6 protein-coding genes are annotated in these 4981 nt (G+C 67.7%); 3 read left to right on the forward strand and 3 right to left on the reverse strand.

Annotated features, from left to right (window positions below):
* Positions 1-374 (reverse strand): hypothetical protein (locus DR046_RS24035; RefSeq protein ID WP_370816454.1); only part of this gene is annotated, 374 nt, incomplete at its 3' end.
* Between the two features lie 34 nt (positions 375-408).
* Positions 409-1287 carry a tRNA(His) guanylyltransferase Thg1 family protein gene (locus DR046_RS22585; RefSeq protein WP_167767255.1) on the reverse strand — a complete coding sequence of 293 codons (879 nt, stop codon included), beginning with the start codon at positions 1285-1287 and terminating at the stop codon, positions 409-411.
* 272 nt (positions 1288-1559) lie between these two features.
* On the opposite strand from DR046_RS22585, the gene DR046_RS23870 reads away from it, so the two are divergent.
* Entirely contained in the window at positions 1560-1730 is a 171-nt protein-coding gene (locus DR046_RS23870; RefSeq protein WP_167767256.1) for a hypothetical protein, read from the forward strand.
* Between the two features lie 1823 nt (positions 1731-3553).
* Here DR046_RS23870 and DR046_RS24735 read toward each other — a convergent pair.
* A complete protein-coding gene (locus DR046_RS24735) occupies positions 3554-3676 on the reverse strand; it encodes a hypothetical protein (RefSeq protein WP_280652870.1) in 123 nt (40 codons plus the stop codon).
* A 25-nt stretch (positions 3677-3701) separates the two neighbouring features.
* On the opposite strand from DR046_RS24735, the gene DR046_RS22595 reads away from it, so the two are divergent.
* Together DR046_RS22595 and DR046_RS22600 are read left to right on the forward strand one after the other, a co-directional pair.
* A complete protein-coding gene (locus DR046_RS22595; protein ID WP_115384592.1) occupies positions 3702-3983 on the forward strand; it encodes a hypothetical protein in 282 nt (93 codons plus the stop codon).
* 103 nt (positions 3984-4086) lie between these two features.
* Entirely contained in the window at positions 4087-4707 is a 621-nt protein-coding gene (locus DR046_RS22600; protein ID WP_115384593.1) for a DUF262 domain-containing protein, read from the forward strand.
* Positions 4708-4981: the final 274 nt, after the last annotated feature.

A 4981-nucleotide genomic window follows, 5' to 3' on the forward strand; every position in this document is an offset into this window, starting at 1 on the left:
TCGTAGATCGAGAGCGCGACAGGTCCGTCGAGGACGGTCGCCTCCGGCCGGTTCCAGCAGAGCTTCGCGAGTTCGGGAAAATCCGCTATCCTGACCTGCACGAGGATCCCCCTCCTTTTGGGTCTCAAGATATACCCAGGCGTCCTGGAAGGCCATCTTGCGACCACGCCTTGGTGAACGATGTCCCTCGGACGCGCCCCGAGCGCAGGACCCGTGGTCTCCATCCAGCTCCGCATGGCGGTCTCGTCTCCGGCGAGGGCGATCCCGAGCTGGCGAAGGAGGCGCACGAAGCCGACGGCACGCTCCCGGCACCAGCTCCCCTCCCGGACCTCGAAGCTTCCGTCGAGGATGCCGGGGAGCTCATCTGCATCCACCCCAACGATGCGCGCAAGCTCCGCCTCTCTCCGGTCAGACCTGAAAGTCGACCACGCTGCCCCTCTCGCTGCACGACGCCGGCTCGGCGCGCCCGGAGACCAACACCGGCTCCTCATCCGGGAAGAGCACGCCCGCGAGGTTCGCGATGCGGTTCGGCGAGACCGCGCAGAACCGGTGCAGCGCGCGCGGCTCGAAGAGCGCGTCCGGCGCCGGCCGGTGCGGCTCGGGGATGCGTGCCCGTTCTTCCTCGGTCAGCCCGCGCAGCTCCGGCACGAAGCGCAGGAGCACGCCGTTGACGGCGCCGGGATCCTCGGCGTCGAGGCGGATGCCCCTCTCGTCCAGCGTCCCGAGAAGATCCCGGCTGGATTTCCCCTGGACGGCGCGATGCGGGAACACGGTCCGCGCGAGGCCCGAGATCGCGTTGCGACGGGCATCGGCGCCGCGCCAGGCGATCATCTCGGCGGCCTCGGCCGCGTCGGCCATCCCGGCGACGCGGGCATCGAAATGCGGCAGGCGCGCCGCGTAGCCGGCCATCTCGCCCGTTTCGTCGAGAGCCGCATGGAGAAGTTCCCGCGTGAGCGCAGCCGTCGCCATGCCCGCGACCACGGAGGCCATCTTCTGCGGCTTGCCGCCGAAGAAGAGCTCGCTGCCGGGGCCGGACAGCGCCCAGAGGAGGGAGGTTTCGTCGGACTGGACATAAGCCGCCCGCGCCTGGCTCTCCTCGAGGAGATGCGCCGCCGTCCGCTCAATCGCCGCGCTCATGCGCGCGTCGAAGGGCTTGCGCAGGCCGCGGGTGAAGCGCGAGAAGCCCCGCCCGTCGATGCGGGCATAGGCGGGGCGGGCCGGGTCGAGCTGCGGGTCCGCCCCGGTCCGTTCGATCGCCTTCATGCGGTCTCCGAGGGGGTCGTTCATGTCCCGGGATCCTCTTTCATGGTTTCGGGTCCCAGATATCTTCCGGTTCCGGAAATGATACGGCGCGCGGCCAGGAGCGCGCGCCGCCCGGTCTCTCCGCAGGACCACGCGCATCGAGAACCTTCACTGCGCCTCGGGTTTCTTCACCATGCCCTCCACCGACGGGCGCTCGCAGGCGACGTCGACCGATGATACAGACAGGAGCGGAGCGCCGCTGGGATGGCGCCGATCCGCGACCCTGTTTCGCCCGGGATCTCCACAGGAGTTGGACCATGCAGATGACCGGGTCCGAAGCGAAGGTTACTCCCTCCGAACCGATCGCCGCAGAGCGGGGCGATGAGCCCGTGAGCCTGGGCGCCCTCGAGGGCGTCGTGCCGGCGTCGAGCGTTCCCGACTTTCTGGAGAAGATGCCGGAAGATGAGCGGATGAGCTGGGGTGCGTGACGGGCATCGTCACCCTCAAGGAGCGCAAGGCCGCCACCGCCCGCCAGCAGACCGAAACCACGGTCTCTTAGCCCTTCCTTAATCGAATCCGGCTTTCATGGTCCTCGGCAGAAGAGACGCTGCTTCAGTAGACGTAACGAGTTCATGGTTGGTCCAACTCATGTGTGACACCTGCGAAGGATATGGGCTTGTCTACGAGCTCGATGATCTCCCGGGGCGCAATCTCAGGATCGAGATATGCCCGGAAGGCTGCGAGCAGTCGGAGCGGCCTGGCCGGCTGCTGCGTGCTTCGGACCGGCTCTGGGAGCCCATCATGGATCCCGCCCCGTTCGACGCGCTGCGACGCCCCGGCACGCGCTATGTCAGTCTCGTCGCCCGCATGCTCCAGGGGCGACATGGCGGCGCGACGGTGCTCCATCTGTCTTCGGCACGCCGGGATCGGGAGCTCCGCCGGGGGCAATCACGGCGCTGCCCGGGCGATCTTCCCCGGTCGCACGCCTGGACCGGTCCTCGCCGAGTATAGGGACTTATAAGCAAGATTAGGACTTCAGGTTATACTTTCCTACACTTTCAGATGCCGGGCGCGGGCTGGGGGCAGGCCTGTCGCGATGCATCGGCACCGCCCTCGCGGGCCAGAACCAGCAGTTCCTGACCCGGGAGGTCACGACCCAAGCGCGCCCTGCTCCTCGACCCATCGAACAGCGTCTTCAAGACGATCATCGCCCCAGAAGATCTCGGACTCCCGCCTCAAGGAGGACGTGGGCGACATGATGGCGCTTCGCTACGACCGGGGCCCGCCGGAACGGTTGGTGGCCGGATCCTCGCTGGGCCCGATCCTGAGGTCGGCGGTGCGTCTCGTCGCCGCGCCGTGGTTCTTGGCTGCCGGCGCGCGATGGCTCGGGTGGCGCCCGTGCGGCGCGCGCGGGAGCTGATCCCGGAGCGCCGGGCACCAACATTCGCTGCGCAGTGAATATCGTGTTCTCCGCGAACGAGGCGCCTGCCCCGCTTTCCGGCCGCTTCCATGTCCGGATCCGGACGTCTCCTTTATCGAACGGCATCAGAGACCTGGATATCCGCGGCAGCACTTCGGGGGCCGGTTGTCTGGCCGCTTTCGATCCGACCGGGCTCAGCGCGCACCGGCAGCGCCGGAGACGAGGTTTCGCATTTCGGGGGGAGCGCCGTATGATGGAGCGGCGTGTTCAGGTCAGGAAAAGCCAGATGCCCGAAGAGTCCAAGAAAGACCGCAGCTGCGACGAGATCCAGTCGGAGAGCAGGCTGTTCAGAACGGGCGACGCGACCCGAGGGCCGGCCGTCGAAATCCTGCGTCCCCCGATCGAGCCCCTCGCAGGATCTCGAAATGATGGCCAGGCTCAAGGGAAAGCGTGCCGTTCCCGAAGCTGCTCCCGGCTCGTCGAAGCCGGCAACGGTTCGCGACCCATTCGGGGAGGATGCGACTTCGGTCGGCCCGGTGGCGAACGGCTCCCCCGAAGATCCCGAACGCAACCCCTGATCCCTCCGGTCGCCTCCCCTGGCGCGACCGGCCTCACAGTCGTGAGTACAGACCGCCCCGCTGGTCCTGCCTCGCCTATAGCCCGTCCGCGATAAACGCGGGATATCGTCGATCGACGACATCGGTATGGTGCTGGAAGTACCGGAGCCTGCAAAGGGGCCATGGATCCACGGCAATCCTGCCGACCCGGGCTTCGGATCCCAATCCTTCATGCCGACGGCGCGGTTGCGTTTGGACCAGAATCCGGCTGCACTTTCCGCCCTCGCCCGCGCGCAGCTCGGCGACCTCCCGGTTCTCGAAGAAGACCTTCACGTCATCCTCCCGAGGGAGGAAGATCGTCGGAGTCGTCGGGGAGCATGTCCGGCAGCTCCTCGTCCGTCGCCGCGTCCCGTTCATCCAGGAGGAACGGCACGATCCCGAGGAACCGGGCGGTCATCAGCGCCGTTCCGATCCTGACCGACGTGACCAACCCCTTCGCCGCGATGCGCGCCGCGCTTGCCCCGCGCGGGACGGCCGGCGTGGTCAACCTCACGCGCGGGCTTTCGAGCCCGTTCTTCGACGGCGCCCGCGTCGCCGCGGCGATCGACGAAGCCGAGGCGCGCGTCGCGTCGCTCGCGGCCCATGTCGGCCTCGCCGGGCCACTCTCTCCGCTCGAGGCGGTCGTGATCGAACTGCTGATGCGCGCCTCCGGGCTGGAGGTGCCGCACCCCGATCCGAACCTCGAGGAGGATCCCGCCCCGTGAACGGCGATCCCGAGTTCCTGGTCGAAGGTCACCTCCCGCAGGAGGCGGATATGGCCGACGCGCTCGCGCCCCAGACTTCGATCCCTCCTGAAGGGCCACCCCGATGCGCGTAGAACAGAACCAACGCTTCGTCTCGCAGGTGCTTGGTGAGGTTGTTGCAGGCCGCCTGGTGCCGGCCGGCATGCAGCGGCCCTATGTCTGGCGTGAGCCGGATGTCCTGGCCTTCTGCGAAAGTCTCACGGAAGGGCTTCCCACGGGCACTCTCCTGACCTGGCGCCCGCCCGCGGGGCTGGACCCGAGCGACGTCGCGCGACCGTGGCTCGCACCCGTTCGACCCGAGAGCGTCGACCGGAACGTCCGTCTGATCCTAGACGGGCAGAACCGTCTTGCCACCTTTGCCTGGATGCTCGGCGGCGAGGTGCCGGATGACCTCTCCGAGGCTGAGTCCGCTACCTGGGTCGGACGGTCGCTGGTGATCGACGCGGAGGCGGGCGGCTTCATCCTCGTCCCCGAGGACGTGGCGGAGACGGGCCTTCGGCTCTCGGCCTCGGTCTGCGCGCCGGACCGGACCCAGCCGCTCCTGCGGCAGGCCTTCGCGCGCTGGCGCCGCGAGGGCTTCGACGAGGCGACTGCCGATGCATTCCTTCTCCGTATCTCTGACATCACGGACCGCATCCGTGAGGCCCGGACCATCGAGACGGTGATCGATGTCAATCAGCATTGAATTGGGACCCGGTATAGGCGTCCAAAATTGGGTCTGGCTCGCATTTGGTGCTGCTGATCCTCGGCAGCTCTACCTTTCGGCAATCTTCCCAGGAGGTTGCCGATGGTATCTGGGGTGGATCGACGGGCGCTCCTGCCCGGAGGGTTGAAGGCTGAGCGGATCGAGCTGGTCGGGGATACGGTGCTGATCCACACGCAGGCGGCAGGCGAAGCTGCGGCCTGCCCGAGATGCGGTGAGATTTCTCGTCGTGTACACAGCCGCTATCGGCGTCGTC

Source organism: Jannaschia formosa (assembly GCF_003340555.1).
Classification (GTDB): Bacteria; Pseudomonadota; Alphaproteobacteria; order Rhodobacterales; family Rhodobacteraceae; genus Jannaschia; species Jannaschia formosa.